The sequence below is a fragment of the Acinetobacter sp. B-6 genome (genome assembly GCF_056930735.1).
Genome location: NZ_JBXPBY010000012.1, coordinates 49927 through 75855, shown reverse-complemented (window position 1 = coordinate 75855; position 25929 = coordinate 49927). Strand labels below are relative to the sequence as shown.

Genomic DNA, 25929 nt, shown 5'->3' with positions numbered 1-25929 from the left:
ATGAGAACAATCTCAGCTTATCGTTTTATTGACATTATTTTAGGTATTTTTACCACTTTAGAAGATGCCGAAAAGGCTAGAATACAGTATATGACATACCGCAAAGATCATGATCCTTGGCATGATCAAGCTTATCTTGAGTCATCTTTAGCTGATGATCTCCGTATCATTGCTGTGGATGGTAATTTCCGAAATGGGGAAATTGTTTTTGAAATTAGTGAATATATTGAGGGTTTTGGGCAAATTGTAAGGGCTTTAAAAGCAATTACGCTCACACAAGCTGAAGCGATTGCATGTATTCAACGATTAGAAGCTGTTGAACATGAATTTCCTCAATTTGCGGAAATAGACTACTTAAAAATAGGGACATTACATTCAGATTTAAGTGAAGATCAACCCATCAGCTATCCAAGGAATGAAACTGATTTAGCCCAGACAGGGAAAAGAAAATTCAGTGATATTCTCGATATCGATTTTGTTTAGCAACATGATTTTAATGCTTATATGAGTTTTAGTAGGTAATGAGCAATGTTTTGTGCTGATATATGGGCATTTAAATCTCTTTAATTTGCCACTTTTTTCAATTGACAAAAAATATCAAGCGACTATTCCGTTCTCGTCATTGATCTCTCGACTTTATAAAGTACACTCGAAGCACATAACAATCTAGAAGTCATAAGAAGGAACAGCTATGAGCGAGGCTTACATCATTGATGCCATTCGCACACCACGCGGAAAAGGAAAGAAAGATGGATCACTCTATGAAGTGAAGCCAATCACTTTATTAACAACATTACTCAATGAATTGAAAGATCGCCACCAATTGGATACTTCCAAAGTTGATGACATTGTATTGGGTTGTGTGACGCCAATTGCAGATCAAGGTGGTGATATCGCAAAAACTGCTGCGATTGCAGCAGGTTGGGACAATGATGTTGCAGGTGTACAAATCAACCGCTTCTGTGCATCAGGTTTGGAAGCAGTGAATATGGCTGCTCAAAAAGTCCGTTCTGGTTGGGAAGATGTTGTGGTTGCGGGTGGCGTAGAGTCGATGTCTCGTATTCCAATGGGCTCAGATGGTGGACCTTGGGCGCTTGATCCTGAGACCAATTTAAAATCACATTTTGTTCCTCAAGGGATTGGTGCTGATTTAATTGCAACACTAGATGGTTATAGCCGTTCGGATGTCGATGAGTTTGCTGCGAATTCGCAACGTAAAGCAGCGGCGGCGCAAGCAGCAGGTTATTTTGATCAATCTGTTGTGGCGGTAAAAGACAAAGCAGGGGTGATGATTCTTGAAAAAGATGAATTTATTAAGCCACTCACTACAGCGGAAGGCTTGGCAAAGCTGAATCCAAGTTTTGAAATGATGGGCAGCATGGGCTTTGATGCGATTGCTTTACAGCAATATCCAGAAGCACAGAAAATTAACCATGTACATCATGCAGGAAATTCATCAGGAATTGTGGATGGTGCGGCTGTGGTGTTATTGGCATCTGAAAAAGCAGTAAAAGAACAAGGTTTAAAACCTCGTGCCAAAGTGTTGGCGACTGCTTTAGTTGGAACAGATCCTACCATTATGCTGACTGGTCCAGCACCTGCTGCGCGTAAGGCATTGGCAAAAGCGGGTCTGACCATTGATGATATTGATCTATTTGAAGTGAATGAAGCTTTTGCATCGGTTGTGATGCGCTTTATGTCTGAACTTAAAGTTCCTGCTGAAAAAGTCAATGTCAATGGCGGTGCAATCGCCATGGGGCACCCTTTGGGCGCAACAGGTGCAATGATTTTAGGTACATTGTTGGATGAATTAGAACGTCAAGGGAAAAAGCGTGGTTTAGCAACCTTGTGTGTGGGTGGTGGCATGGGTATTGCGACCATTATTGAGTTGGTTTAAGGAGAAGAATAATGAGCGCAATTCAATATGAAAAAAATGCAGATGGCATTGTCATTCTAACAATGGATTCTCCAAACCAATCTGCCAACACCATGAATGCTGATTTCCGTGTGGCTTTAGAAAATGTTGTTTCAAAACTTAAATCTGAAACTGACCTCAAAGGTGTGATTTATCGTTCTGCAAAAAAGACATTCTTTGCTGGCGGTGATCTGGATGAACTCATTGAAGCAACACCAGAGCATGCGACTGAATTCTTTAACATGACTGCAAAACTCAAAGATGATCTACGTGCAATTGATACTTTGGGAGTACCTGTCGTTGCTGCGATTAACGGAACTGCTTTAGGCGGTGGTTGGGAAATTGCGTTAAGTTGTCATTATCGTATTGCTCTAAACGATCCTAAAATCAAATTAGGTCTGCCTGAGGTGACGCTTGGCTTATTACCTGGCGGTGGTGGTGTTGTTCGTATGGTACGACTACTCGGATTGCAAAACGCTTTTCCATTTCTGATGGAAGGTAAGCAATTTGGGGTGGATAAAGCAAAGTCTCTCGGTTTAGTCAATGAGCTTGCTGAGAATGAGCAAGACATGCTCGACAAAGCCATTGCTTGGATTAAGGCGAATCCGAAATCACAACAGCCTTATGATGTAAAAGGCTATAAGATTCCTGGGGGAGATCCAAAAACACCGGCTGTTGCGCAAATTCTTGCTATTGCACCTGCAATGTTAAGAGACAAAACCAAAGGATGCTACCCTGCACCAGAAGCAATCATGGCTGCCGCAGTAGAAGGGGCACAAGTTGATGTAGATACAGCTTTCCGTATTGAAAATCGTTATTTCACTTACCTTGCAACAGGGCAAGTGGCGAAAAATATGATCGGTACATTCTGGCATGGTTTAAATGCAATCAAAGCTGGCGCAAGTCGCCCTAAAGATATTGCAAAATGGCAGGCGACCAAAGTTGGTGTGTTAGGTGCAGGCATGATGGGTGCAGGTATTGCCTATTCAACAGCGATCAAAGGAATACAAGTTGTTCTGAAAGATGTATCTGTTGAAAATGCTGAAAAAGGCAAAGCATATAGCCAAAAACTTTTGGATAAGCGTGTCTCACAGGGGCGTATGACGGCTGAAAAACGTGATCAAGTTTTAAGTTTGATTACAGCAACCGCTTCTGCAGAAGATTTAAAAGGCTGTGATTTGATTATCGAAGCTGTTTTTGAAAATCAAGATTTGAAAGCCAAAGTGACTCAAGAAGCTGAACAGTTCTTGGTTGATGGTGGTGTGATGGCTTCAAATACTTCAACATTGCCGATTACGGGTTTAGCCAAAGCTTCTAAAGATGATACTCATTTTATCGGTCTGCATTTCTTTAGCCCAGTCGATAAAATGCAATTGGTGGAAATCATCAAAGGTAAGAATACTTCTGCTGAAACTTTAGCAAAAGCCTATGACTATGTGCAGCAAATTGGTAAAACGCCTATTGTTGTCAATGATAGTCGTGGTTTCTTTACCAGTCGTGTCTTTGGCACATTTGTACAAGAGGGTTTGCGTCTATTGCATGAAGGTGTCCATCCAGCACGCATTGAAATGGCTGCATTGAAAGCAGGTATGCCAGTGGGTCCACTTGCCATTCAGGATGAAGTTGCATTAACGCTTTCTGAACATGTGGCGAAGGAAACCCGTAAAGCACTGCAAGCAGAAGGTAAAGATTTACCACTTTCAGGTGCAGATGATGTGATTGAAACCATGATTCATACCTTTGAGCGTAAGGGTAAAGCAGCAGGTGCAGGTTTTTATGAATACCCAGAAGGTGGGAAGAAGCATTTATGGGAGGGTCTAAGCCACTGGAAGAAAGATGTAGTTATTTCTGAGCAAGAAATGATAGATCGCTTCCTGTTTGTTCAGGCATTGGACACTTTACGTTGCTATGAAGAAAATGTTTTGGAATCAGTAATTGATGCCAATATTGGTTCGATTTTTGGAATAGGTTTTGCGCCGTGGACAGGAGGTGCGATCCAATTCCTCAACCAATATGGTCTGGAAAAAGCATTGGCTCGCGCAAACGCATTAGAAGCAAAGTATGGTGAGCGTTTTAAAGCACCACAGAAATTGATAGACCAGATTCCAGTAGGGAAAATTATCTGATCAATTGATCTCGTTGAAAAATAGGGCAATTGCCCTATTTTTTTATTATCTTATTTTGATTAAATACTATACATTTGTGACACTTTTCTTCAATATAATGCGCGAAACCATTTTTACGATTTGCGATCAATCAGATTGCTATATGTGGAAAAATAGCAATAATCAAAATATCGACTAAAGTCTAATATTTCCCTTATACAAAAGGATTGGGAATTCACATGGATTTAATACAAAGCAACGGTCAGCCACGTTATGGGCGCTTTAAAGAAGTGCCCAGCAAAATTAATGTTCATGATTATGTCTATAAAACACCCTATGGAAAAACATTAACAGGTTGGCGCAAGCATTTAAAATATAAAAAGTTTAAATTTTGTGGTATTCAGCATGAACAATATTCAATTGGGATTGCAATAGCAGATATTGGTTGGGCTGGACACGGTTTCATCTATATATATGATCATACTAATCAAGAGGTTTTAGAGTGGAATGCCAATACCATTTTAGGACGTGGTACTTCACTTGATGAACAACCTCTATATAGCCAAAGCCATTTTAGTAAGTCGCCGTTTGAATTCGAAATGCAACATGCCAATGGGGTGCGTTATATTCGTGCAACCCGTCATGGTGAGGAGCAGTTAAAAGCACGAATATTTTGTGCTGGTACTGAACCTTTAAGCCTATGTAGTCCTAATGGCATCAATGGCTGGACCTATACTCAAAAGAAAACAACATTGGCTGTGGAGGGGTTTTTTGTTGATAAGCATAAAGAATTGATTCATTTCAATGATCAATCACTGGCTTCTTTAGATGATACCTGTGGCTTTTTAAGACCTGAAACGGCTTGGTTTTGGCTTTCTTGTAATTTTTGGGATCAGCAAGGTCAACGTATTGGTTTAAACCTTGCATCAGGTGTAAATGAAAGTTTTGGTAATGAAAACTGCCTTTGGGTCAATGGTGTACTCTATGCAGTTGCGGATGTATTGTTTGAAAAAATAGATACCAATGTATGGTCAGTACGTTCCCTAGATCAGAAACTCAATCTTCACATAGAAACGGGTTGGCGTAGATTTGAGAATTTAAACCTACGTTTGGTGGGGAGTCAATTTAGCCAATGGCAATCACGCATCAGTGGTAGCATCGAATCAGAAACAGGTGAAACCATTCAGCTTAATCAAGAATATGGTTTGCTTGAACAGCATTATGCAAAATGGTAAGACTTCGTTTCGGAATTAAAATATTGGATTGAGCGTTCAGGACAAAAAAAGCAACATAAGAAGGGTTTGGATAAAATCTTATGTTGCCGAAAAAGAAATTGATCAGCTAGGGGGGGTAATTATTTCAATGTCTTATTGAGCTGCTTGCCAAAACGCTTCACCCGCTTCAATTGGATCATTGGTTTCAGCCAAAGTATCTACCCAGACTTGATATTGTCGGATCACAGGGTGCTGACTCGGATGAAAATCGGCTTTAAACCAATCTAGGTATTGCTGACGCATGGCAGATAATTTTCCAGACTTACCAAAGAACCAAGGAATACCTTTGAGTGCAAATTTGGCGCGTTGTAAGCGGCTAAAGCCGTCATGTTTTAACATCACATTGGCACGATAAAAAGTGAAACCAAACATTTGTAATGTTACAAAAGCCAGCGCGAATTTACGCAGATTCTCTGACACTTCGCCCACTTCTTTCATCACATCAAAAGCCACATCACGATGCTCCATTTCTTCAATTGAGTGCCAAGCAAAGAGTGCGCGTACAAAGGGATGTACATCAGCTAAAGTTTCTTTATGACTATAAAAAGTTTCTGCCATAAGTGCGGTGAGGTGTTCTGCTGCAGCTGTCATGGCAATGTTGTATTGCTTAGAGCGATGTTTGAGGATGTACTCAAAATGTTCACCCATAAACTGAACAAACTGATCTACAGGCATACCTTGGCGTTGCATTTCCTGATTCATTTTGTCATGGGCTAGACCGTGTTGTGCTTCTTGCTTAATGAAATCTGTTACGCGTTGTTGTAAATCTGGATCGGTGATTTTATCGCGAAGTGCTCGTACACTTTGGATGAAATAGCGTTCACCGACAGGAAAAGTCAGGCTAAGTGCATCAAACATACGTGTTCGGAAAGGGTCGTTGTCGAACCAAAAACGTGGAACTTCATTTAATCTAAAATCTAGATTGGTTCGGACTACAGGATCAACTTGGTGTTGTACATATGCATTCATTATTTTATTCTCACATTTACCCATCAACAAAGGTGTAGCATAAGCAGACTTATAAACCTGCTTGCCAAAATGCTTCACCTGCTTGAATTGGATCATTGGTGGCAGCCATGGTGTCGACCCAAACTTGATATTGGCGAATCACTGGATGTTGGCTAGGGTGGAAATCTTTTTTAAACCAATCCAAATATTCACTTCTCATTGCTGAAAGAATACCTTGCTTTCCAAAGAACCAGGGTAAGCCTTGAGCCGCCATCTTGATTCGTTCTAGACGGCTGAAACCATCATGCTTCAACATGATATTGGCTCGGTACAGCGTGAAGTTGAACATCATGATTGTGGTAAACGCCAAAGCGAAACGGCGTAAATGATCTGGAACTTCCCCCACTTGTTGCATCACATCAAAGGCCACATCTCGATGTTCCATTTCCTCAATAGAGTGCCATGCTAACAAAGCGCGAACATAAGGATGTGCTTCAGCTAAAGTTGCTTTATGACGATAAAAAGTTTCTGCCATAAGTGCGGTTAAGTGTTCCGCTGCAGCTGTCATAGCGATGTTGTACTGTGGAGAACGTTGGCTGAGTTCAAATTTAAATATTTTCTGTAGAAGCTGAATAAAACGATCAACAGGCATTCCTTGGTCTTTCATGACTTGGTTCATTTTGTCATGTGCCATGCCATGTTGAGCCTCTTGACGAATAAAGTCAGCAACCCGTTGTTGTAAATCTGGATCAGTGATTTTATTGCGAAATAAACGAACACTTTCAATAAAGTAGCGCTCTCCATCTGGAAAGGTTAGGCTCAAAGCATCAAATAAACGTGTACGGAATGGATCTCCGCCAAACCAAAAGCGAGGAACGTCTTCAAGCTTGAAATCGAGCTTGGTGCGAACGACTGGGTCCACCTGATATTTAACTAATGCATTCATTTTGTTTTACTTGCATTGCTTTCGATGATTTCAGTATGTCGGGAAATTGCAGCTTTGTTTTGACAGATATTGCCAATTTTTATACATTTTATGACAGAATGAAAATTTAGAATGTCAAATTGGTTGATATGTAGAATTGAAAGAGTGCAAGGATATGCAAGAGCTTCAGATTCCGAACGGCTATTTCCATCTCTGGCAGATGTACTTGGCTGAACGAAACGTGGATGTTACCACGCTTGATTTTTTGCAAGCAGATGAAAAACAACATTTGCTAAGTATCCTGTCATTACCTATTGATAAACAATCGGCTTATTTATTCTTTCACCAATTGATTGAAAAAACCAAACAGGCTTTCGATTGCCCACAAATTGTTTTTGAAATGGCGGAATATGTTCGACCAGAACATTTTGGAGTGCTGGGTTATATGGCATCCCGAAGTACTACCGTTGCCGAGGCATTACAAAATATTATGCGCTTTAGTCGCTTGGTGATTGATGGGGATGAAGTAATTCCCATGCAGATGCAACAAAAAGGGCAGTATGTTCATTTAATTTGGCCATTTCACCATGATAAATATATTTTAATTAATGAATTTACCAATGCGCTGATGATGCATCTTGCACGGAAAATCGTACCCCCAAATCAATTTCCCCTACAAGCAGTATACTTTGCACACGCCCCACAGATGGCACTCTATCATTATCAAAAGTTCTATGCTTGCGAGGTGCTATTCAATCAACCTCACTATAGTTTTGTATTGCGTATGGAAGGCTTGGAACTGAAGATACAACAAGCTGACCCATCTTTGATGCAGCTCTTAGTCAAGCAGGCAGAAGAAGCGATCGCAGCGAAACCTCGCTATAAAACCATTGCCCAGCAATTGCATATTATCGTTGCGGAGTATTTAAAACTCAAAGAACAAGCACCAAAGATTGAGGATGTTGCACAGGAACTGCATATTTCGACACGTACTTTACAACGGCAACTCAGTGACTTAGGCACTTCTTTTAAAAAAATTGTTGAAAGTGAACGGATGAAACGATGTGAATTTTTACTGAGTGGTGACATACAACTTTCTGAAATTGCAATGCGTTTAGGTTATTCGGATCAGTCCGCTTTAGCCCGAGCCTATAAAGCATATAGTGGTCAAACGTTGTTAGAAAAAAAGCAAGATTTAAAGAATAAATCTTGAGTTACGGTCAAGTTATTAGGAATAATTCACACTTGTTAATATTTCTTACATTTTAGTTTTTTTAAATTTAATTTTTGTGTTAGCTTATCAATGTTGCTAAATTTATGTTTTAAATTTACTCACCATAACAATCACATTTAATATCAATAGTTATGATTTAAAACTTTCTCAAACACATTAATAATAAAATTTTATTTTAATTTTATAGTGTTGGAGCTTTATATCTAGAAAATCTATTGTCTTTCAAATAACTTTAAGGATTTGAAAATGACTAGTCCAAAATTTTTATATGAATTACCTTTTGAACAATTGCAGCAAATGTCACAAGAAGATATTCAGCAAACATTAAAAGCAGAACAGCTATATTTTAAACATAGACCCAAAGCGACTTATTATATTGCGGTAAATGGATCTAAAACTAAAAATGGTGGATTAGTTAAAGCCAGTGCTTTGCAATGTAAAATCGGTGGGCTGGCGGTAGCCTTAGTGGGTGATGAAGTCCTTTATGCCGATGGAACAATATCCAAAATTGTTTCAGGTACAGGCAAAGCTTCTCTTATAGAAGGAAAGTCTATTGCATTAGTAGGTAGTCATTTAGACAATGGTGATGAAATTATTGATAGTCCTAATCAATCTGTTGCTTTTCATATTTTTAAAGGTGAAAAGGCTCCTGAAGGTTTCTTAAATCTAGAGGAGGGTATTCAACATGGCTAAAGGTTTTGCAATTCATAACTCTATGACGAATCACGGTGGAATTATTCAAGCAACACAACAGAGAACATCTCAAATGGGAAATTTTTTTCTACGTGCAGGAGATGGTCATTTTTGCCCAAAGTATAAATGTTGGTCGACAATACAAGCCAGTCATAATCATATCATTATGGATGGTAAACCAGTTGCCTATGTTGATGATATATTGAGTTGTGGAGCTAAAATTTTACCGAAACAAGATCATGTTGTAGGCACAAGTCAGGGAGAGAACTATAGAAGTTCAACAATTTTTAACGTAAAGCCTATTTTGCAACAAAATCTAACTAATAGTTTTGTCGCAGATAAAGAAGAAAATAAAGATAAAACATGTTTTTGCACAAAAGATATTACAGAAGAATTTTTACAACAAGTCCTTCCAAAGGATGTGCTAACAAGGGGACTATTTTATCGCTCTGTCTATCCTAAAGTTAAAGGAATGGATATTCAAAAATTTCTTGTATTGTTAAATACAGCAATGAAAACTTTTGAAATCAATACATGCTTGAGAAAGGCTCACTTTTTAGCCCAAATTTCTTGTGAAGGTGATCACTTTAAGACTACTGAAGAATATAAAAATAGAGATGGATCAATCCCTGATAATTGGAAAAATTACAAAGGTGGGGCAGCCTATCATGGTAGAGGATTAATACAATTAACTCATAATACTAACTATGAAAAATATGGTTCTGCAGTTGGTCAAAAATTCGTTCCTGATAAAATAGATCTCATTGCATCAGAACCTGAACATGTTGTGAATTCTGCTGCATGGTATTGGAAGAGTGGATCTCCTTGGGGAAATGCTAATATTTATGCTGATAATGACGACGTCCATTACGTTACTATGCTTGTTAATGGGGGATTTAATGATTATTGCGGAAGAAAAAATAATTTATTGAAACTAATACAAACGATGGGCATAAAAGAACATTGTATTAAAATAAAAGCTAGTAAACAGATCATTGGGATGTACGATTTTAAAAATAGTAAATTGAATACAAGCAAAGTTGGTAAAAATATATGGATTGGCTATCATACCAACAAGAAGAAACTTTCGAATGTTAGTTGCGAGTCATTGTAAGATAAGAACTTATGAAAAATATATTGATTATAGGATTATTTTTATTATCGAATACTGCTTATGCATTGACGGATAATGTAATAAAATTAATCACTGAGCCAAGCTTTAATAAAAGTTTATGTGATTCAATTTCTAAATTAAAAGTTCAAGAAATAAGTAAGGAAGAAGTGGATAGATTTAAAATTGATAATGGCGATTATGTGACTATTCGATTGAATGGAAACAAAAAAGCTAGCTGCTATTCTTTTAAATATTATCCAGAAACATCCTCATTCATAGATTTATCATTAAAGAATGATACTTTATCAATATTAGAAATGGTCGGTTCAACAATCAATGGAAACTGGTTAAAAAAAACATACCAAATCAATGTTAAAGATAAACTCTTGATAAAGAAGCAAGCAAAAGCAATATCTTTTTCCATCGATGAAAAGGGAAAAATTCAAAAAGATGTAAGCGATTGGTAGTTATTGTATTTAGTTCCATAAGGGTAATTGCTATGAATAGCAAAATTCATATTATTTGTTGATAGTTTTAACTAAAATAAGTTCATATTTTATAGTTTTATTTAGGAAAATTGAAAACGTCATATTCGTCTAAATCATCAAAATTGAAGCAAACTTTGGTGAAAATAAAGACTGCTAATCCTAGGGCTATGAGGAGTATTGATTTTGATAAAATGTTTACGAAAACGTGCTAATTTGAACAATAGAGACGACAGCTTTAAAATCTAGAAGATACTCAATTATTTTAAACATAGAGATCAATTTAATAATCTCTATGTTTGAGTTAATCTTTAATAATTATACAAATTCGACTTTATTTATCACGCAGCTTTAATTTTGGAAATCTAAATGCGATAGCCAAAACTGCAAATATTGCCAATACCCAGCAGTAATAAATGGAGCTGATGAGTTCCACAGGTGAAAGTTTAGCAATTGAACATGCGAGTAGAAGTTGTGCACCATAGGGAATAATGCCTTGGATCACACATGAAAAAATATCCATGAATGCAGCAGCACGTTTGGGGTCTACACCATATTCTTTGGCAACTTCTCGTGCCATATCACCAGATAAGATAATTGCCACAGTATTGTTGGCAACGAATAAATTCGAGAAAATCACCAAAAAGCTAATACCAATTTCACCTGCACGTTGTCGACCAATATTAAATCGTCGGGTTGCAGAATAAATCCGTTGAATTAACCACTCTAAACCACCTTCCTTTTGCATAATGGCAGAAAGTCCACCTAAAAACATGGAAAGTAGCGCAACCTCAAACATTCCCACAAATCCGTCATAAATTGCGTTATTTAATTTGAGTAAATCCAATTCAGGCTTTGCAACCAGACCGATTAAGACAGAAAGGACAATACCAATCGTCAACACAGCAAGCACGTGCAAGCGGGTAAAAGCCAAAAAGAAAACAGCCAAATAAGGCACAATCAACCATAAGTTATAGCTTTTATACTCAATGAGTTGAGATTGGTGACTGGTCAAAAAATAAATCATGATGGTGATGATTGCAGCCGGTAGAGCAATCCAAATGTTGACCCGAAATTTGTCGCGTAGCTCTACATTTAAACTTCTCGTTGCCGCAATGGTGGTATCTGAAATCATCGATAGATTATCACCAAACATTGCACCACTAACCACTGCACCTATGGCATAAATGGGCTGAATCGCTGTGGCTTGGGAGAATCCAAAGGCAATCGGAGCACAAGCTGCAATTGTGCCCATTGATGTGCCCATTGCAGTTGCAATAAAAGCTGAAATCACAAACAGCATGGGCAAGACAAATGTCGGTGGAATGATGGATAAACCAAATTGAACAGTTGAATCCACACTTCCAATGCTACTGGTCACACTTGCAAATGCGCCAGCCAACATGAAAACCATAAACATGAGGATCAAATTTGGATGGCTTGCACCATTTAAAAATGCTTCAATTGCTGAGTTTATTTTTCCTTTATACAGCAAAATTGCCAATATAATCGCAGGCAACGCTGCGATCGGGGCTTTGACTTGATAAAAAGCAAATTCAGTACCAATGATGGTATGGTAAATACCGCTGCCTAAAAAAATGGCTAAAAATACAATAAGTGGTAATAGCGCAAGCGCACTGGCTTGCACTTTAGCCTGTGGGAGTGTGGTCATAAGAGGAGATAAAAAATCAGAATCCCGCGTAGTATAAACAGCTTTTGCAATTTCTGAAAAATGATTGTGTATCTTCTAGAAGTGCTTTTTTTGCCCTATAGTTATGATTTATTTTTATTTTTTAAAAAATATGTGGGATTTTCATTATATTAAAAATAGGTAACTTTGATCATTGTCCTCATTTTGAAAATAGCGCTAAATGTACATATGGGTTGTTTTATTATTTGTCATATAAAACAAGATACGTTTGAGCGACTATGTGACTCTATCCTTTGAGTAAAAAATAGCGTTACAATGCAGTGTCTTGTATTTATACATTTGGATGATGGAAGATAATAAGTCAATGAATTTTAAATTCATCTCAGTTGTCTGATCATCTAAAAACTCCTCAAGTTTGAACAATTCAAGGAATGTACAATCCTATGTCACGTTTAGCCACTCGTTTTGCACAACTTAAATCTCAACAGCGTAAGGCTTTGGTTTCTTATGTGATGGCGGGCGATCCACAACCTCATGTAACGGTACCATTGTTGCATCAGATGGTTGAAGCAGGCGTAGATGTTGTAGAACTTGGATTACCATTTTCCGACCCGATGGCAGATGGTCCTGTAATCGCACTTGCAGCAGAGCGTGCTCTGGCTGCTGGAACCAACACACTTGATGCTTTGAATATGGTCAAAGCGTTTCGTCAAAAAGACACCACTACACCTGTTGTTTTAATGGGATATTTAAATCCTGTTGAAGTCATTGGATATGAAAAGTTTGTGGCTTATGCCCATGAATGTGGCGTAGATGGCGTGTTGCTTGTGGACTTACCTCCAGAAGAAGCAAAAACATTAGATGACGTATTGCAAAAATACGATATGGATCAGATCTTTTTGCTCGCACCAACCTCTACTGAACAGCGTATTCAACATGTAGTAAATCAAGCCCGTGGTTTTATTTACTATGTGTCTCTAAAAGGTGTCACTGGTGCTGCAACATTGGACACAACTGAAGTCGCAACACGTATCCAAAAAATTAAAACCTTTACCGATATTCCTGTTGGTGTAGGTTTTGGAATCAGTGATGCTGCTTCTGCTAAAGCTGTTGGTCAAGTTGCAGATGCTGTGATTGTTGGAAGTGCTTTTGTCAAACCTTTTGCAAATCTTGCACCAGAACAAGCTGTTGAAGCAGCAGTGAATAAAGTCAAGGAGCTTCGAGCGGCGCTCGATGAGTTAGTATGAATCAAGAAGTGAAATCAGGGAAAATCCTCAGCGCAATTACGCCGTGGACAGATCGTAAAGTTCCAGGCATTGATGTGCCTGATCAACAACAAACACTCAAAGCGACGTTTACTGAACCAACCATTGAGTGCCCTGAATGTCATGCACTCGTGACTCGTACAGCGATGTCTTTTAATGCTTATGTTTGTCCGTCATGTGATGAACATTTGAAAATGAAAGCACGTGATCGTTTGAACTGGTTCTTTGATCAGGTTAACAATGAACTTGGTCAAGAGTTTGTTGCAAAAGATCCGCTACATTTTGTCGACAGTAGACCTTATCCAGCGCGTTTAAAAGAAGCGCAGGATAAAACAGGTGAAACTGAAGCGCTGGTCGCCATGCAAGGGCAGTTGAAAAATATTTCAATGGTGGCTTGTGCTTTTGAATTCGACTTTATGGCTGGATCAATGGGTACTGTTGTGGGCGATCGCTTTGTACAGGCTGCTGAAAAAGCCATTAAAGACAAACAGCCATTAATCTGTTTTGCAGCTTCTGGCGGTGCACGTATGCAAGAAGGCATGTTGTCGCTTATGCAAATGGCACGTACTTCAGCCGCAGTTCAAAAAATGAAAGATGCACATCTACCTTATATTGTGGTGTTGACACATCCTGTTTATGGAGGTGTTACTGCGTCTTTGGCGATGTTAGGCGATGTTCAAATTGCTGAGCCTAAAGCGATGATTGGCTTTGCTGGTAAGCGAGTTATCGAACAAACCGTACGTGAGAAACTTGAAGAACCGTTCCAACGTGCGGAATTTTTGCTTGATCATGGGGTGGTCGATCAAATTGTTCATCGTCATGCATTACGTGATACTGTATATCGTATTGTAGCGAAACTGATGAACTTGCCTTGAACAACGAAACAGCACCTTTAAATACTGATAAATTACAAACATGGCTCGATTATTGGAGCCATGTTCACGTTACAGGAATTGATTTAGGCTTAGAGCGAGTCATTCCTGTAGCTGAACAACTCGAAATCATGCGCCCCTCAGCAAAAGTGATCACTGTTGCTGGCACTAATGGTAAAGGATCAACCACAACCACCCTCGCTGCCATATTCAATGCGCAAGGTTTGAATGTAGGTCTATATCAATCCCCACATATTTACAGATTCAATGAACGTGTCAAATTGGCTGGTCAGGAAGTTGATGATCAAACTCTGATTGATGCTTTTGTTCAAGTTGATCAAGCACGTCGTATCTGCAATTTATCATTATCCTTTTTTGAAGCAACCACACTGGCAGCATTTGTTATTTTTAAACAGAAACAATGCGATGTTTGGGTGTTAGAAGTAGGGTTAGGTGGACGTTTAGATGTGGTCAATGTGATTGACCCAGATCTCGCTGTGATTACCAATATTGGTTTAGATCATACCGACTGGTTGGGCGATACGATTGAAAAAATTGCTTTTGAAAAAGCAGGAATTATTCGTCCAAATATTCCTATCGTCTTTGGTGGCTTACAAACAATACCACAAGCGATTCAGGATAAAGCACAACAATCTAATGCTCAGTTATATGCTGTAGATCGTGATTATTTTTATCAGCTATCTGAAGATGGTCAGACTTGGAACTTTTCAAGTTCAGGTACGACTTTGAAATTTCCAGCAGGGCAGCTTGCTTTAGAAAATATTTCTACTGCTGTCGCCGCAGTTTTACTCAGTGATTTAAATGTTTCGCAACAGGCAATTGCTCAGGGAATCAAAAAGGCACAATTGGCTGGTCGTTTTGAAATTAGAAAAATACAAGATAAAACAGTCATCTTTGATGCGGGACATAATCCGCATGGTGTTGAATTTTTGTTAAAGCAATTGCGAAAATTCTTAGAATACAATAAACAGTACACAGAAGTTGTCTCTATTTTTTCAATGTTGTCTGACAAAGATATAGATTCTGTGGTCAAGTTGTTGAAAAATACTGTCTTAAAGTGGAAAATTGCTCCATTAACTGTGCCTCGTGCAGCATCAATGGAACAGTTGCACACTGCATTGCAGAATGAGACAGTTGAACAGTTTGATTGTGTACAAGCCGCATTTCAATCAGCGCTTGCAGAAACCAATAATAATCAGCTGATTTTGGTGTGTGGTTCGTTCCATACCTTAGAAGCGGTCTGGGAGTATTTAGAAGAATGTCAATGAATAACAAACAACGCTGGATGGGCGGTGTTGTTTTATTAAGTGGTGGTGTTCTATTGGCGGCATTGCTTCTAAAAGGTAAAGAAGAAATCCACCAAAGACAGGCTGAAACACAACCTACAAGTCAAACTCAGCCAAACAAAACTACGCCTGCAGGCGAGGCTGTACAATTGCAACCATTGACTGTGGATGTTGCAACAGAAAAACGTCTGTTGGAAGAACAAAAGCGTGCTCGTGAAAAAGCTGTGGCTGAACAAGAAGCCAAGGCTGCTGAGTTTTTACGTATGCAACAACAGGCAGAGGCTGATGCTGCACGTAAAGCTGCTGAAGAATATGCTGCTGCAAATGCAAGACGTGGTGCAGCAGCGGCAGCTCAAGAGGGTGCAGATATTCCTCCTGAGCTAGTACAAGATGAAAAAGCCAAAGCGCAGCAGAAAGCAACTGAACAGAAACAGCTTGAGCAACAAAATGCACAGTTAAAACAGAAAGCCGAAGCTGAAAAAAAGCTCGCTGAGCAGAAGCGACAAGCTACCGCAGAAGCAGAGCGTAAAGCAGTTGAAGAGAAAAAACGTAAGCTAGAAGAACAACAAAAAGCTGACGAGAAACGCAAAATAGAAGCTGAAAAGAAAGCTGCTGCTGAGAAAAAACAAGCTGAAGAGAAAAAAGCAGAAGCTGAGAAAAAGCGTAAAGCTGAAGAAGCTAAAAAGAAAGTCGAGGCAGAAAAAGCACGCGATCTACTGGAAAATGGTGATAAACAATGGATGGTACAAGTTGCACTTGCAGCCAATGAAGCTAATGCAGATGCAGTCGCTGCAAAGCTCCGTGCCAAAGGGTATAAAGTCACCAAAAGCCCAACCTCGAAAGGTATTCGTATCATGGTTGGACCATCTAAAGATCGAGAGTCTGCTGATGCATCACGTAAAAAGATCAATGCTGATGCAAGTTTAGGCATGAAATCCGCTTGGGTAATCGAATGGGTTCCTTTGGATCGCCGTTAAGAGCTGATGTTTAGTGCTATAGATTAGGTCGCTAAAGATGGATTCGTGAGACGCTCACGAATCCATCTTATATTTTCAGGGGTAAAAAGTTTTTCAATATTGCTCCAAATTGGATGAAAACCATAACCACCATGTTTCATTTCTTTTAATGCATCATCGACTGACCAATTCTCAAAAATAATACGATACATGGCAACACTTGCACCCGTACGATCTGAGCCGTGATAACAGTGAATAAGAACCTTTTGCTGCTTTTTCTCAGCTGTTTGAATCGTTTTCATGACTTGAAGTAAATCATCACGATCGATTGCCCAAGTGTTGATTGGAATATGTACCAATTGAAAATCTTGTTGTGCCAAAACAGTTTTATCTCTATCACGGCTCCTTAGATTGATGATCACAGCAATATCATGCTCTTTTAAGGCAGTAATAATCTCTGTGCTGGGCTGTTCACTACGGAAAACGCTGTCACTGATACGATAAAAATTATGCTGTTTATTCACCACAGTGCCCCATTGCTGTGGGCGTTGGTGATCAGGAAGTGCTGATGTCGTCATGCAGCCCACAAACTGTAAACTTAAGCTGACTAAGACGGTAGAGGCGAGTAATTTCAATTTCATAATTATTTTACAAAGTAGCGGTCAAGTTCAACGGGATCATGCGCACAAATTATTTCGATGCGTGGTTCATTGTGTGCCAAACGTTGGATTTCAGAAAGTGTTTTTAAGCGAGCTGTATTATTCTCTGCAAATAAACGTTCCAGCTTATCCAGGAGCGGAAGTTTATGATTTGGATCTAATTCCAAATGGCTGTAATAGGCATCACCACAGAAGAATACCCATCCATTGTGTTGTTTAATCGCAATACCACAGTGTCCGGTGGTATGTCCCAGTAATGGAATCAATAAAATTTCATCATTAAACATATGAAAACCTTGAACCTTGTGAAAATTAAACCAAGATTCTCCATTCTTGGGCTCAAGAAAGTTCCAGTGACGATGATTTTTAAATTGTTGTGGGCGATAACGTAATTTATTCATCATCGAGAGTTTCTGAGCTGCATTATATTCACTGGATAGAATATGAATCGTGGCTTGAGGAAAGTCTGAAATTCCTCCAGCATGATCCAAGTCTAAATGACTGACTAAAATATGTTTCACATCAGAAGGCTGAAAGCCGAGTTGTTGAATCTGTGCAACTGCGGTTAATGTAAAATCAAATTGAATTGCACTCATCTTTGAGAATAATCGACCCAGACGGGTTTGTGGGTGAAGATAATCTTGAGTACCAAAACCAGTATCAATTAGGACCAATCCCTTATCCGTTTCAACCAAAAGACAATGACAGACCATTTTGGCATGTAAGCCCTTTTGCCCATAAATTGGTGCACAGATTGGACACATCGTTCCACAATGTAGATGATGAATGTTGTATATCATAATGACACTTTGTTTTTAGGATTGTGCTTTGTTTATAAACTGAATTAGCAAAAATACCAATCTAAAATAATCATAAACTACTCAAATCTCAACCTTCGAAGCGCATTTCAAAAGAGAAATCTTCAATTGGATCAATAATCACAACAAGGGCTTTGTTTGAAAATCAAAATTTTTATGCGCTGTATCTTCATAAATTAAGAGTTGAATTTAAGATTTTTTAAATAATTTTTTGATGATGGGGTAGGGTTGTATACAACTTTGTAACGAAGTTCGCATTTATTTTAAAATCAGATATATCTTTTTGAATAAATTATGTTTGTAATATTTTGTTTTTATTAATTTTTATGTAAATTTAAAAATAATTTATAACGTCTATAGTAAATTTAATTAATTGATTAAATTTACTTAAGTTGGTGTTTTGTGTTGTTTAATAAGTGTTATTATTTAAAATTTCTTAATATATGTGGGATGGAAGATGTTGAAAAGAACTGTATTTACCACGTTATTGTGTTTCCCTTTTGTTGTTTTTGCGGCGGATGTAGATAAAACAATTAACCAAATTAATAAGGTTAAGGGTGTGAGTTTAGGCATGGGGGTAGTTGGGCGTACTGGAATGTATGTAGGAGAAAAAACAGAAGTTATCCTTGTTCCTGTTATTGCATATGAAAGTGATCGTTTTTTTGTTCGTGGTTTGTATGCAGGTGCTCATCTATATCAAAATCAGGTGGTTAAATTTAGTGCGATTGCAAATGCCAGTATGATGATTTTAGACGTTGATAAACTCAGTACAAGAAAATTAGCAGAAAAAAATCTAAACAAATCTCAATTAGACGATCGAGATTTAAGTGTTGATTTAGGTTTTGAAGGGCTTATTCATTCACCTTATGGCCAACTTTCTTTACAAGCTGTCAATGATGTTGGTGGAGCGAGTAAAGGTGCGGAGTTGCGTTTAAAATATGAATATTTTTGGAGTCTTACCCCAGAGCTCACCATTATTCCAAATGTTGGTGTAAATTGGCTCTCTGATAAGCGAGCAAATTATTACTATGGTGTATTGGATAGTGAAGTTGCTCGAGGTGTTACATCTTACAAACCAAATCAATTGTTTGTCCCGCAAGTTTCGCTAGGTGCAATCTATAATATTACAAAGAACATTAGTTTGAGTGGTGCAGTCAAGCAAGAGTTCTTACCCAATAAAGCCCAAAATGGACCTTTAATAAATGAAAAAACAACAACTATCTTTTATACGGGATTAACCTATAATTTTTGATAATCACATGATTAATATTAGAGGGATTAATGTTATTCATGTGACTTCGAGAAAGAGATCGCTTTAAAACTTAAATGTCCAGCGCTTATTCAAAAGCGCTGACATCGCCCACACCACGACGAACAATTTCTGGATTTACTCCAGAGAGATCGACAATACTGGTGGTGGTTAAAGTTCCCAAACCACTGTCAATAAATACATCAATGCGTTTTTCCAATAATTGTTCAATATCGTAGGGATCATCCATTGGTGCATCTTGACCGGGTAAGATCAAGGTACTTGTCAGTAAGGGTTCTCCCAACTCTTTTAACAGCATTTGACAGACAGGATTACTTGGAACACGTAGACCAATGGTTTTTTTCTTTGGATGCATTAAGCGACGCGGTACTTCACTGGTTGCAGGTAAAATATACGTGGTGACTGCAGGTGTATTGGCTTTAAGTAGTCGATACATTGCATTGTCTACTTTGGCATAAGTGGCGATATCTGATAAGTCAGCACAAATAATGGCGTATTGATGTTTGGCACCTAAGCCACGAATCTGAGCAATACGTTCCATGGCATTTTTATTTCCAATCTGACAGCCTATGGCATAAGCCGCATCTGTTGGATAGACCACAACATCACCTGCTCGAATTCTTTCTACAGCTTGACTAATTAAACGTGGTTGAGGATTGTCAGGATGTACTCTTAAATGCAGCATATTTATTCTCCTGATTTATTATCTATTGGTATATGGTATTGAAAATAAATGGTTAAGAACACCATTATTTGTAATTTTATTTGAACTTATTCATATTTTAATAATATTAGAACGATGGCTCAGGTATTTTAGCTTTTGAATATGACATTCACTAAAATCTATGTCGATCTAGTGCGAATGAGTGGACTCTGATTGCAATTATATCGCCAGCTATAGAATCAAGATGGCGAAATGAGTAGGTAAAGATGTTTGAGTTAACTTATTTTGATTAACCGTCTAAATCATTTCGGTTGAACTCAGTGCTTTGTAATGTTTTGCCACCTCGAGTGTATGCACAAATACATTCAATAAAGTGTTTTGCATCGCGAGGAAGTTTAGTTTCACCTGAAAAAAAGTGTTGAACCTGAGCATAAACATGATCTTTAAATCTAGCACCATCACCCCCTTCTCCAGTGAGATTATCCAGTGAGACTCGAAACTTTCGTCCAAATGCTTTAGAAAATAGCCATTCTATGGCTTGAGGTTTGATTTCGACTTGTTCAAACAAGGCTTGTTGCTCAGCTGTACGTCCATCTGGCGCATACCAATAGCCTAAATCAGGTAACAATCGACGTTGTTCACCTGCAATGGTCCAATGACTAATTTCATGTAAAGCACTATTAAAAAATCCATGTGCAAATTGAATACGTGCAGGCTGGTCTTTTGTTGCAGGAAAATATTCAGGTTCAAAATCACCACGAACAAGTATTACATTTAGGTGGGAAAACCAACGATTAAAGTGTAAGATAAGCCAATCTACTTGCTGGGCTTCTGTTTGCAAATTCTCCCATTGGGAGCGTTGCACATCGGTCACTTCCAATGTGTTTTCAGAGGTTAAGCGGGTGTTAAATTGTAATGAAGTAGTGACTTCAGGTTGCGGCTGCAACTGATGCATGGCTTGTATTACTCAAGAGATCTGTCTAAATAAGTACAAAATTGTATCTTAATCTTTGACAGAGTACCTATGAATTTGTAGAATTGCCGCCTTAATTATGTCAGCAAATACCTTTCCGGCACAGATAGAGCCGTTTAAATGGGCTGAACAAGGCTTTACATGGTCAGGTACACTGCCATTGTCTCGCTTTGTTCGTATTTCCCGTGAAGCTGTTGGATCAATTGATGATCAATTGATCAATATAGACTGTAAGCTATCAATGGATGCGTATCATCGTATCGTATGGTTGGATGGTCATGTAGATACTAAAGTTCCAATGGAGTGTCAGCGTTGTCTGGATTCTGTTGAAATTCCTCTGGTTTCTGATTTCCATTTGGCTTTAATAGATGATGAGTCACTGATAGAGCGCTTGGATGAGGATGCTGATTTCATCGTATTAGGTGAAAGTGAAGCAACAACCAAGGGAGATTATTTAACCAATACTCCTGCAACTGTTGATTTACTCGCGCTTTTAGAAGATGAATTGTTATTGTTGATGCCTTTGTCTCCTAAGCATGACGCTTGTGAACATAAGCATCAGCCAGCCGTTCAGGACATTGTTGAAGAAAAACGGGATAACCCGTTTGATGTTTTGGCAAGTTTGAAGGGTAAACTTAACTAAATTTTGTGTTATACTGTTAAGTTAAGACAACCGAATTTGTTCTGATCCATTTTTTCGATTTGTAAGGAGCCATCATGGCCGTTCAGCAAAACCGTAAAAGTCGCTCTCGCCGTGACATGCGCCGTTCACATGACGCTTTAACCGAGAATGCATTAACTGTAGACCAAACTTCAGGTGAAACTCACCGTCGTCACCACGTGACTAAAGATGGTTTCTACCGTGGTCGTCAATTATTCGCTAAAGCAGCTGATGCTGAATAATTGTTGACGCATTAGGCGTAAGCTTAGTGAAAAAATGGGAGCGAAAGCTCCCTTTTTTTGTTTTGTATAAGCGTATTTTTTGTTGTATTTCGCAATTAAATAAATTTTTTTTTTCTGTAAAATTGCCGCATCGGAAACGATCAAGATTAAATAAGGGACTTTTTATATGTCTGCCAAACGACTCGAACAAGCAGCTCAAGCAACAAAAACTGCATTTTTGTTTCCAGGTCAAGGGTCACAAAAAGTAGGTATGCTTGCTGAACTTGCAGAACAGTTTAGTGGTGTACAAGAAACCTTTGCTGAAGCTTCAGATGCCATTGGTTTTGATTTATGGCACATTGCGCAAAGTGGTGAGGGTTTAGATCAAACTGAAAACACTCAACCTGTACTATTAACAGCCAGTATTGCGCTTTGGCGTGTATGGTTGGATCTTGGTGGTGTTGCACCAAAGTATCTTGCAGGTCATTCATTGGGGGAATACAGCGCCTTGGTTGCTGCAAATGCAATGACATTAGCTGATGCAGTTAAATTGGTCAATCTACGTGGTCAGTTGATGCAATCTGCAGTACCTCAAGGGCAAGGCGCAATGGCTGCGATTCTCGGTTTGGAGGATGCAAAAGTCATTGAACTGTGTGAACAAGCCAATGTGCAAGGGCGTGGCTCAGTTGAAGCGGCAAACTATAATGCACAAGGTCAAGTTGTGATTGCAGGGGATAAGACGTTGGTTGAAGCGGTTATGGTTGCGGCAAAAGAGAATGGTGGCAAAGCGATTGCTTTACCAGTATCCGTACCATCTCATTGTTCGTTGATGAAACCTGCTGCTGAACGGTTTGCAGAAGCTTTGGAACAAACTGCCATTGAGCTTCCAAGTATTCCTGTAATACAAAATGTCAATGCTGAAATTGCCACAGATACCACACAGTTACGTCAGGCGTTAACAGCGCAATTGTACCAATCTGTACAGTGGACCAAAACCATGCAATTCATACAAGATCAAGGTATCCAGTATGTTGCAGAGTGCGGACCTGGTAATGTACTGGCAAATTTGGCAAAACGTTTACCTAATATTGAAAAAGCATTTCCACTTGATACGCAAGCACGTATGGAAGATGCACTGAATGCTATCTTAGTGGCTGAAGGGAAAATTGCATGACACAAGAACGTAAAGTTGCATTAGTGACAGGCGCAAGCAGAGGAATTGGTGCTGCCATCGCTCAACAATTAATTCAAGATGGTTATTTTGTTGTCGGTACAGCAACATCTGAAGCAGGTGCAGAAAAACTTTCTGTGACTTTTGCAGAGCAAGGTGTAGGCGCAGTACTTGATGTACGCGACGGTACAGCCATTGATGCATTGGTATCTGACATTGAACAAAAATATGGTTCAGTGATGATATTGGTCAATAACGCAGGGATTACCAAAGATAATTTATTATTGCGTATGTCTGAAGATGATTGGGACGATATTCTCAACATTCATCTCAAGGCTGTTTTCCGTTTGTCTAAACGTGTATTGAAAGGTATGACCAAAGCTCGCTTTGGACGTATTATCAATATTAGTTCTGTGGTTGCTCATTTTGCTAATCCAGGTCAAGCCAATTATTCAGCGGCAAAAGCAGGTATTGAAGCGTTTAGCCGTAGCCTTGCAAAAGAGATGGGTAGCCGTCAAATTACAGTGAACTGCATTGCTCCAGGTTTTATTGCGACTGAAATGACTGAGCAGTTAAGCGAAGACATTCGTAAAAAAATGAGTGATCAAGTTGCCTTAAACCGCTTTGGTCAACCACAAGACATTGCGGATGCTGTGAGTTTCTTGGCTTCTGACAAAGCTAGTTACATTACAGGCACAGTATTACACGTAAATGGTGGTTTATACATGGCGTAATGCGATGTATAAACTTTGAAAAAAGTAAATATTCAATTAAACTATCAGGCAATTAAAAGCCGCCACAAGCAATGAGGAGAATTCCTGTGAGCGATATCGAACAACGCATTAAACAAGCTGTTGCAGAACAATTAGGTATTAAAGCTGAAGAAATCAAAAACGAAGCATCTTTCATGGATGATTTGGGTGCGGATTCTTTAGACCTAGTAGAACTTGTTATGTCTTTCGAAAATGACTTCGACATCACTATTCCTGATGAAGATTCTAACGAAATCACGACTGTTCAATCAGCAATCGACTATGTAACTAAAAAACTTGGTTAATGTGTTGATTGTATAACACGTCGTTGTTATGCGTAAAAACCACCGTAAAGGTGGTTTTTTTATTGCTGGATATTTTTAAAGATGAAATCAAGCTTAATCACCTAAACAAAATATTTGATCATGCTGAAATAATTCTAAAATCAAAAAAATAGTGGTTACATACGGTTACTTTTCTGTCACTAATGACTACGCATTTCGCTGTGTTTTTTCGCTATAAAAATAGAGTTTATAATTTTTTATAAAAGTTCACAGTAAAAACAAGTTCCAAATAAAATATGGAGAACATAAATGGGTCTTTTTGATTTCGTAAAAGGTATCGGTAAAAAAAATACAGCGCCTGCTGAGCCCCAAGCTGCACCAGCAACACCAGCAGAACCTTCTGCACAAGAAGTTGCGAACAAACTCCTTGGACTCGTGAAGAGTTTGGGTCTGTCTATTGACGGTTTATCGGTGAGTTATAATTCTCAAACAGACTTAGCTACTGTTCGTGGACAAGTACACAGCCAAGCAGATAAAGAGAAAATTGTTCTTGCGATTGGTAATGTTGATCATGTTGCTCAAGTGGATGATCAAATGACTGTTGCTACACCAGAGCCAGAAAGTAAATTCTATACGGTGAAGTCAGGTGATAATTTGTCAAAAATTTCAAAAGAATTTTATGGTGATCCAAATCAATACAATAAAATTTTTGAAGCAAACCGCCCATTACTGAAAAATGCAGATGATATTTTTCCTGGACAAGTTTTGCGTATTCCAGCTTAAATGCTGTCGATAGAATTAAAGGCACTTCGGTGCCTTTTTTTGATTTTAGATTCAGTCTGGTTTTAATAAGGAGTGTCTTGGACTTGAATAGAAAAATGGCATAAAAAAGATCACATATAAAATGTGATCTTTTGAAAGAGTAGTTAGTTTAAATAAATGACGTAGTTGCGGGTTATTTTATTTGTTCGGTTGTGGTGTAAGACGTAAATAAGGTTTAACCGCCGTATAGCCTTTTGGGAAGCGCTCTTTCAACTCCGCTTCATCTTTGAGTGAAGGCACAATGACAACATCCTCACCATCTTGCCAGTTGGCGGGTGTTGCTACTTTATAGTTGTCTGTCAGTTGTAATGAGTCAATCACCCGCAAAATTTCATGGAAATTACGCCCAGTTGATGCTGGGTAGGTAATAATGAGGCGTACTTTTTTATTGGGATCAATAATAATTAAAGAACGAACGGTTAAAGTTTCACTGGCATTGGGATGGATAAAATCATAAAGCGTTGAAACTTTACGATCTTTGTCTGCAAGTATCGGAAAGTTCACCTGAGTATTTTGTGTTTCGTTGATGTCGTTAATCCATCCGCGGTGTGATTCAACATCATCTACTGAGAGGGCAATAGCTTTTACGCCACGTTTTTCAAATTCACTTTTTAACTTTGCAGTATAGCCAAGTTCAGTAGTACATACAGGTGTGTAGTCTGCTGGGTGCGAAAACAGAATTCCCCAACTCTCGCCCAAATAATCATAGAAGTGAATGGGTCCTTCACTGGATTCTTGGGTGAAATCTGGTGCAATGTCACCTAGTCGTAGCGTCATGATAAAAACCTCAAAATTAAAAAATCATCTGTTATTTAGCTCGTCCAAAATACTATTGCGCAGTTTTTTTATAATTAAAAATAGTGTTTTTTTATTTCTTTATGAAAAAAACA

General features: G+C 38.6%; 27 protein-coding genes and 1 pseudogene. 20 read left to right on the top strand and 8 right to left on the bottom strand.

The window, feature by feature from the left end:
- The 4 genes from AC1Z3T_RS15250 to AC1Z3T_RS15235 all read left to right on the top strand — a co-directional run bounded on the left by AC1Z3T_RS15250 (window position 1) and on the right by AC1Z3T_RS15235 (window position 5255).
- Window positions 1-483, top strand: a complete 483-nt coding sequence (locus tag AC1Z3T_RS15250) for a hypothetical protein (protein WP_483396762.1) — start codon at window positions 1-3, stop codon at window positions 481-483.
- A gap of 208 nt (window positions 484-691) precedes the next feature.
- Complete coding sequence (locus AC1Z3T_RS15245; RefSeq protein WP_100885959.1) at window positions 692-1897, top strand: acetyl-CoA C-acetyltransferase; 1206 nt, start codon at window positions 692-694, stop codon at window positions 1895-1897.
- An 11-nt stretch (window positions 1898-1908) separates the two neighbouring features.
- Window positions 1909-4041 (top strand): 3-hydroxyacyl-CoA dehydrogenase NAD-binding domain-containing protein, encoded by a 2133-nt coding sequence (locus AC1Z3T_RS15240; protein WP_009584683.1) that lies wholly within the window; start codon window positions 1909-1911, stop codon window positions 4039-4041.
- Window positions 4042-4259: 218 nt separating this feature from the next.
- Complete coding sequence (locus AC1Z3T_RS15235; RefSeq protein WP_009584690.1) at window positions 4260-5255, top strand: DUF2804 domain-containing protein; 996 nt, start codon at window positions 4260-4262, stop codon at window positions 5253-5255.
- A 132-nt stretch (window positions 5256-5387) separates the two neighbouring features.
- Here AC1Z3T_RS15235 and AC1Z3T_RS15230 read toward each other — a convergent pair whose 3' ends face one another.
- On the bottom strand, window positions 5388-6263 hold the full coding sequence (locus tag AC1Z3T_RS15230; RefSeq protein ID WP_004830260.1) for a metal-dependent hydrolase: 876 nt from the start codon (window positions 6261-6263) through the stop codon (window positions 5388-5390).
- A 49-nt stretch (window positions 6264-6312) separates the two neighbouring features.
- Complete coding sequence (locus tag AC1Z3T_RS15225) at window positions 6313-7188, bottom strand: metal-dependent hydrolase (protein WP_009584713.1); 876 nt, start codon at window positions 7186-7188, stop codon at window positions 6313-6315.
- A 154-nt stretch (window positions 7189-7342) separates the two neighbouring features.
- Here AC1Z3T_RS15225 and AC1Z3T_RS15220 point away from each other — a divergent pair, with 154 nt between their 5' ends.
- From AC1Z3T_RS15220 to AC1Z3T_RS15200, 5 genes and pseudogenes are all read left to right on the top strand, one after another.
- A complete protein-coding gene (locus AC1Z3T_RS15220; RefSeq protein ID WP_100885958.1) occupies window positions 7343-8380 on the top strand; it encodes an AraC family transcriptional regulator in 1038 nt (345 codons plus the stop codon).
- Between the two features lie 267 nt (window positions 8381-8647).
- Window positions 8648-9094: a PAAR domain-containing protein gene (locus AC1Z3T_RS15215; RefSeq protein ID WP_100885957.1), complete on the top strand. Its 447-nt coding sequence runs from the start codon at window positions 8648-8650 to the stop codon at window positions 9092-9094.
- Window positions 9087-9377: pseudogene (locus tag AC1Z3T_RS15210) on the top strand (PAAR domain-containing protein); the annotation flags it as partial. The gene AC1Z3T_RS15215 and the pseudogene AC1Z3T_RS15210, both read left to right, overlap by 8 nt.
- A 189-nt stretch (window positions 9378-9566) precedes the next feature.
- Window positions 9567-10208 carry a glycoside hydrolase family 19 protein gene (locus AC1Z3T_RS15205; RefSeq protein ID WP_318011295.1) on the top strand — a complete coding sequence of 214 codons (642 nt, stop codon included), beginning with the start codon at window positions 9567-9569 and terminating at the stop codon, window positions 10206-10208.
- Window positions 10209-10219: 11 nt separating this feature from the next.
- The gene (locus AC1Z3T_RS15200; RefSeq protein ID WP_100885955.1) at window positions 10220-10675 is read left to right on the top strand and encodes a hypothetical protein; all 456 of its coding nucleotides are present in this window, start codon (window positions 10220-10222) and stop codon (window positions 10673-10675) included.
- Window positions 10676-11027: 352 nt separating this feature from the next.
- Here the strand turns inward: AC1Z3T_RS15200 and AC1Z3T_RS15195 are convergent, their stop codons facing one another.
- On the bottom strand, window positions 11028-12365 hold the full coding sequence (locus AC1Z3T_RS15195) for a Na+/H+ antiporter NhaC family protein (RefSeq protein ID WP_100885954.1): 1338 nt from the start codon (window positions 12363-12365) through the stop codon (window positions 11028-11030).
- A gap of 422 nt (window positions 12366-12787) precedes the next feature.
- On the opposite strand from AC1Z3T_RS15195, the gene trpA reads away from it, so the two are divergent.
- The 4 genes from trpA to AC1Z3T_RS15175 are packed head-to-tail and all read left to right on the top strand — an operon-like array spanning window position 12788 to window position 16765.
- Window positions 12788-13591, top strand: a complete 804-nt coding sequence (trpA, locus tag AC1Z3T_RS15190) for a tryptophan synthase subunit alpha (RefSeq protein WP_005031143.1) — start codon at window positions 12788-12790, stop codon at window positions 13589-13591.
- Window positions 13588-14484 (top strand): acetyl-CoA carboxylase, carboxyltransferase subunit beta, encoded by an 897-nt coding sequence (accD, locus tag AC1Z3T_RS15185; protein WP_004830255.1) that lies wholly within the window; start codon window positions 13588-13590, stop codon window positions 14482-14484. The genes trpA and accD overlap by 4 nt, the downstream gene beginning before the upstream one ends.
- Window positions 14481-15770 (top strand): bifunctional tetrahydrofolate synthase/dihydrofolate synthase, encoded by a 1290-nt coding sequence (gene folC, locus AC1Z3T_RS15180; RefSeq protein ID WP_100885953.1) that lies wholly within the window; start codon window positions 14481-14483, stop codon window positions 15768-15770. The genes accD and folC overlap by 4 nt, the downstream gene beginning before the upstream one ends.
- Window positions 15761-16765 carry an SPOR domain-containing protein gene (locus AC1Z3T_RS15175; protein ID WP_100885952.1) on the top strand — a complete coding sequence of 335 codons (1005 nt, stop codon included), beginning with the start codon at window positions 15761-15763 and terminating at the stop codon, window positions 16763-16765. The genes folC and AC1Z3T_RS15175 overlap by 10 nt, the downstream gene beginning before the upstream one ends.
- A 23-nt stretch (window positions 16766-16788) precedes the next feature.
- On the opposite strand, the gene AC1Z3T_RS15170 is transcribed toward AC1Z3T_RS15175, so the two are convergent.
- Window positions 16789-17385 (bottom strand): dual specificity protein phosphatase family protein, encoded by a 597-nt coding sequence (locus AC1Z3T_RS15170; RefSeq protein WP_100885951.1) that lies wholly within the window; start codon window positions 17383-17385, stop codon window positions 16789-16791.
- Window positions 17386-17387: 2 nt separating this feature from the next.
- Window positions 17388-18203, bottom strand: coding sequence for an MBL fold metallo-hydrolase (locus AC1Z3T_RS15165; protein WP_483396759.1), 816 nt, complete (start codon window positions 18201-18203; stop codon window positions 17388-17390).
- A gap of 475 nt (window positions 18204-18678) precedes the next feature.
- On the opposite strand from AC1Z3T_RS15165, the gene AC1Z3T_RS15160 reads away from it, so the two are divergent.
- Window positions 18679-19473 (top strand): MipA/OmpV family protein, encoded by a 795-nt coding sequence (locus AC1Z3T_RS15160; RefSeq protein ID WP_419321110.1) that lies wholly within the window; start codon window positions 18679-18681, stop codon window positions 19471-19473.
- 85 nt (window positions 19474-19558) lie between these two features.
- On the opposite strand, the gene AC1Z3T_RS15155 is transcribed toward AC1Z3T_RS15160, so the two are convergent.
- Both AC1Z3T_RS15155 and AC1Z3T_RS15150 read right to left on the bottom strand, forming a co-directional pair.
- Window positions 19559-20176, bottom strand: a complete 618-nt coding sequence (locus tag AC1Z3T_RS15155; RefSeq protein WP_004830246.1) for an L-threonylcarbamoyladenylate synthase — start codon at window positions 20174-20176, stop codon at window positions 19559-19561.
- A gap of 268 nt (window positions 20177-20444) precedes the next feature.
- Window positions 20445-21110, bottom strand: coding sequence for an elongation factor P hydroxylase (locus AC1Z3T_RS15150; RefSeq protein ID WP_004830244.1), 666 nt, complete (start codon window positions 21108-21110; stop codon window positions 20445-20447).
- Between the two features lie 97 nt (window positions 21111-21207).
- Between AC1Z3T_RS15150 and AC1Z3T_RS15145 the strand changes: the two genes are divergently transcribed.
- The 6 genes from AC1Z3T_RS15145 (at window position 21208) to lysM (ending at window position 25000) form a co-directional block, all read left to right on the top strand.
- Window positions 21208-21771 carry a YceD family protein gene (locus AC1Z3T_RS15145; RefSeq protein WP_005031131.1) on the top strand — a complete coding sequence of 188 codons (564 nt, stop codon included), beginning with the start codon at window positions 21208-21210 and terminating at the stop codon, window positions 21769-21771.
- Window positions 21772-21845: 74 nt separating this feature from the next.
- A complete protein-coding gene (gene rpmF / locus AC1Z3T_RS15140) occupies window positions 21846-22031 on the top strand; it encodes a 50S ribosomal protein L32 (protein ID WP_004830240.1) in 186 nt (61 codons plus the stop codon).
- Between the two features lie 166 nt (window positions 22032-22197).
- Window positions 22198-23184, top strand: a complete 987-nt coding sequence (fabD, locus tag AC1Z3T_RS15135; protein ID WP_004830238.1) for an ACP S-malonyltransferase — start codon at window positions 22198-22200, stop codon at window positions 23182-23184.
- Window positions 23181-23915 carry a 3-oxoacyl-ACP reductase FabG gene (gene fabG, locus AC1Z3T_RS15130; RefSeq protein WP_005031128.1) on the top strand — a complete coding sequence of 245 codons (735 nt, stop codon included), beginning with the start codon at window positions 23181-23183 and terminating at the stop codon, window positions 23913-23915. The genes fabD and fabG overlap by 4 nt, the downstream gene beginning before the upstream one ends.
- Window positions 23916-24001: 86 nt before the next feature.
- Window positions 24002-24238, top strand: a complete 237-nt coding sequence (acpP, locus tag AC1Z3T_RS15125; RefSeq protein WP_004723957.1) for an acyl carrier protein — start codon at window positions 24002-24004, stop codon at window positions 24236-24238.
- A gap of 288 nt (window positions 24239-24526) precedes the next feature.
- Window positions 24527-25000: a peptidoglycan-binding protein LysM gene (gene lysM / locus AC1Z3T_RS15120; RefSeq protein WP_004830234.1), complete on the top strand. Its 474-nt coding sequence runs from the start codon at window positions 24527-24529 to the stop codon at window positions 24998-25000.
- A gap of 177 nt (window positions 25001-25177) precedes the next feature.
- Here the strand turns inward: lysM and AC1Z3T_RS15115 are convergent, their stop codons facing one another.
- Window positions 25178-25816 (bottom strand): peroxiredoxin, encoded by a 639-nt coding sequence (locus AC1Z3T_RS15115; protein WP_100885949.1) that lies wholly within the window; start codon window positions 25814-25816, stop codon window positions 25178-25180.
- Window positions 25817-25929: the final 113 nt, after the last annotated feature.